At 57.5% G+C, this 3,644-nt stretch carries 4 protein-coding genes; 2 read left to right on the top strand and 2 right to left on the bottom strand.

The features are described from left to right. Together ACT8X9_RS13035 and ACT8X9_RS13030 are read right to left on the bottom strand one after the other, a co-directional pair. Positions 1–201 (bottom strand): hypothetical protein (locus tag ACT8X9_RS13035; protein WP_444269279.1); only part of this gene is annotated, 201 nt, incomplete at its 3' end. 148 nt (positions 202–349) lie between these two features. Continuing rightward, positions 350–1,999: an acetolactate synthase large subunit gene (locus tag ACT8X9_RS13030; protein WP_444269278.1), complete on the bottom strand. Its 1,650-nt coding sequence runs from the start codon at positions 1,997–1,999 to the stop codon at positions 350–352. Between the two features lie 208 nt (positions 2,000–2,207). Between ACT8X9_RS13030 and aroD the strand changes: the two genes are divergently transcribed. Together aroD and ACT8X9_RS13020 are read left to right on the top strand one after the other, a co-directional pair. Beyond that, the gene (gene aroD, locus ACT8X9_RS13025) at positions 2,208–2,966 is read left to right on the top strand and encodes a type I 3-dehydroquinate dehydratase (RefSeq protein ID WP_444269277.1); all 759 of its coding nucleotides are present in this window, start codon (positions 2,208–2,210) and stop codon (positions 2,964–2,966) included. A gap of 412 nt (positions 2,967–3,378) precedes the next feature. Continuing rightward, positions 3,379–3,516 carry a hypothetical protein gene (locus ACT8X9_RS13020; RefSeq protein ID WP_227621926.1) on the top strand — a complete coding sequence of 46 codons (138 nt, stop codon included), beginning with the start codon at positions 3,379–3,381 and terminating at the stop codon, positions 3,514–3,516. Positions 3,517–3,644: the final 128 nt, after the last annotated feature.

Below are 3,644 nucleotides of genomic sequence, written 5' to 3'. Positions count from 1 at the left end.
GCAAGCCTTTTTTACAAGTTTTTTGCTCTTTTTTCGCCTTTGCACTTTTTTACCAATTTTTTGCGGCGTTTTGACTAACGCTTTGACATCCCTGCATCGGATACAAATATAGCAATTCAACTTTTTATCGCAATTTTCAAAAATAGTGCCTATCAAAATGGCATGTTTGCGATATGTAGTTTGCGGATGTTGCTTGTGCATTCAAAACGCAAACTGCTATAATGCAACAGCAACAGCGTTGAATTGCATATCGCAAATATGCTGTTTGAATGTTGCACTAATTTCTTGTCTTGCGATAAAAGCATCCGCTGCCCTCATTGGGCAGCAGATGCTCTTCCTTATATAATAGTTATTTCTGGGCGCAGACCTGTTTGAGGTGCTCACTCAGTTTCATATTCTCGCTGTAGTCCACCGGCACTACGATGACGCTGGGCACATCCTGCCGGAACGCCTCTTCCAGCGTGGGGATCAGCTCATCCGCCTTTTCGACGCGATAGCCCTTGCAGTGCATCGCCTCCGCCAACAGTTTAAAGTCGGGGTTGGAGAAGTCCACATAGCAGTGCTCCCCGCCGAACTGTTCCTGTTCCTTCCACTTGATCAGGCCGTAGCTGGAATCCTCCCAGATGAGGGTCACGAAGGGCACCTTCTCCCGCACCGCCGTCTCCAGCTCCTGACTATTCATCATGAAGCCGCCGTCGCCGCAGAGGGCCAGCACCTTCTTCTCCGGATAGAGCAGTTTGGCCGCGAATGCGCCCGGGATGGAGAAGCCCATGCTGGCGAAGCCATTGGAGATGAGGCAGGTGTTCGGCTCGTAGCAGTCATAGTGGCGGGCGATCCACATCTTATGAGCACCCACATCGCTGACCAGAATATCGTCGCGGCCCATGACCTTCCGCACATCGGCAAGGATGCGGGCAGGCTTCATGGGGCAGCTGTCGTCTGCCGCCATCGCCTCATGCTCCGCCACCATCGTCTGGCGGAGGGCCAATGCAAACTCCGGCTCACCGGTGCGGTGGGCACAGCGAAGGATCTCATACAGGCTCTCCGAGATGTCGCCCACCACTTCCACGGCGGGCTGATACCGCTTGTTGACGTCGGCGGGGGCGCTGTCGATGTGCACGATGGTCATGTCCTCCCGCGCACCCCACTTGGCCGGGGCACACTCCACGATGTCGTATCCGATGGCGATGACCACATCGGCGTGGTCGAAGAGCTGGTTGACGTGGTCCTTCTGCGGGATGCCGATGGTCCAGAGGCTGTATTTGTCGTCCATCGGGATGATGCCCTTAGCCATCATGGTATTGACCACCGGGATATGCAGCCGGTCGGCCAGCTCGGTGACGGCGGAAGCGGCATGGCCGCGCACCGCGCCCGCACCCGCGAGGATGACCGGATTCTTTGCCTCGCTGATGATTTTTCCCGCCGCCGCAATGTGGGTCGGGTCGGCGTAGACATCATGCATCTGCTGGCGCTTGAGCGGCACAGCATCGGCGGGCATTTTGGCGATGTTCTGAGGCAGGTCGATGTGGGTCGCGCCCGGCTTGCCCTTCTCGGCGTGCTTGAAGGCCAGACGCACGATCTCGCCCACCGTGTCGGGGCGGATGATCTGCTTCGAACGCTTGGTGATCGGCTCAAACATGGCCGTCAGGTCGAGGTACTGGTGGCTGGTGAGCTGCATCCGGTCGGTGCCTACCTGTCCCGTGATGGCCACCAGCGGCGCGCCGTCCAGATAGGCGTCCGCCACGCCGGTGACTAGGTTGGTCGCGCCGGGGCCAAGGGTGGACAGGCAGACGCCGGCCCGGCCGGTCAGACGGCCATAGACATCGGCCATAAAGGCCGCGCCCTGCTCGTGGCGCACTGGGATGAAGCGGATCTTGCTGTTCCGGATGGCAAACATCAGGTCAAGCGTTTCCTCGCCCGGAATGCCGAACATCACATCGACGCCCTCGGCTTCCAGACAGTCCACCAGCACCTGCGCGGTCGTTTTCATTTCCTTCATTTTCTTTCCCTCCCAAACGAAAAAGGCAGCGCGGCCCCTTACGGGCCACACTGCCTTTGCTGCGCCTATTGTAAACGATTTTAAGCCACCCCGCAAGTGGAATTTTCCACAAAAAACGACTCACATTCGGTTTTTGCTCCGGCAGGCTTGACAAGCGGCGGGGCAGGCCGTATGATGAAGGTACTTTTTGCAAAGCGAGGTAGTTATCATGTCCAGCATCACCATCCGCGGCTGCTGCATCGGCGCTGGCCGCCCCAAAGTCATCCTGCCCATCGTCGCTTCCACAGCGGACGGCATCCTCAGCGAGGCTGTGCGTCTGGCCGCGCAGAAGGCCGACTGCATCGAATGGCGGGCCGACTGGTTTCCCGGGGCGCTGGACCCCGCCGCGCTGGGGCAGGTGTTGTCCGGACTGCGGGCCGCATTGGAGGAAAAGCTTCTCCTCGTGACCTTCCGCACCAAGGCTGAGGGCGGCGAAGCCGCGCTGACGCCCCAGCAGTACGCCAGTTTCTGCGAGGCCGTCTGTGCCAGCGGCTGCGCCGACCTGCTGGACATCGAATTTTTTCCGAACCGGGAGCATCTGTCGGCCCTCATCGAACAGGCACACCGGGCAGGCACAGCAGTGGTCTGCTCCAGCCACGATTTCCACAAGACGCCGCCCCGGGCAGAGATGGTCGCCCGCCTGACCGCCATGCAGCAGGTCGGGGCCGACCTGCCCAAGCTGGCCGTGATGCCCTGCTCCCCCTCGGACGTCCTCGAGCTGTTGGCTGCCACCGCCGAGATGGCAGAGCGCCGCCCCGAAACGCCCGTCATCACCATGAGCATGGGAGCGCTGGGTGCCGTGAGCCGCCTGTGCGGCGAAGCCTTCGGCTCGGCCATGACCTTTGCCAACCCCGGACAGGCCAGTGCGCCCGGGCAGGTTGCCTTGGATGTCGTAAATGAAGTCTTGGAGAGCCTGCGGCTCGCGTAACCCAGTGCGATTTGCAAGTATAGCAGTTTGCGCTTTTAATGCACAAGCAACATCCGCAAACTGCATATCGCAAATATGCTATTTTGATAGGCACTATTTTTGAAAATTGCGATAAAAAAGACAGCTGCGTTTTCCTGTTCCGCAGCTGTCTTCATTTTTACCCGCTCGTTCGAGCGAGTATTTCTATGACCGTATTATACAAAATATTCTTCCCGCCTGTCAATAGGGAAAAAGATTGCTTTCTGTCGGTTTTTGTGGTATCCTTGTTTGCAGGAAAGGCGCTGTTTCGTCAAACGCAGGCGGCTATGCTCCTCCCGGCTTTGCTACATCGTTCTTTGGAACGAAATGAGCATGGGAGGGTGCTTTTTGAAGTTTTCCTCCCGATGCTCATCGAGTAAAGGGGGGATGCCACATGACTCTTGCTGAAGTCTTTGCACTTCTGGCCTTCATCGTCAGTCTACTGGTGCTGTTGGTTCAGGTCGTGCATGTCACTTTTGACATTGCATGGCGGATTTCGCACGATAATGGCAATAACGACAAAAAGAAATGACCGCCCACAGCTCTCAAACTCTGGCGGTCATTCTTTTTGACTGTATGCCGGTGAGGAGCTAGCCGTTTGCGCGGACAGCGCCTTTCCTTATCTTTATTATAGACGTCAGCACGCGGATTGTCAAGCGC

The organism is Faecalibacterium sp. (assembly GCF_052358865.1).
Lineage (GTDB): Bacteria > Bacillota > Clostridia > Oscillospirales > Ruminococcaceae > Faecalibacterium > Faecalibacterium butyricigenerans.
The sequence above is the reverse complement of the archived record's forward strand: the minus strand, read 5'-3'. Positions and strand labels throughout refer to the sequence as shown.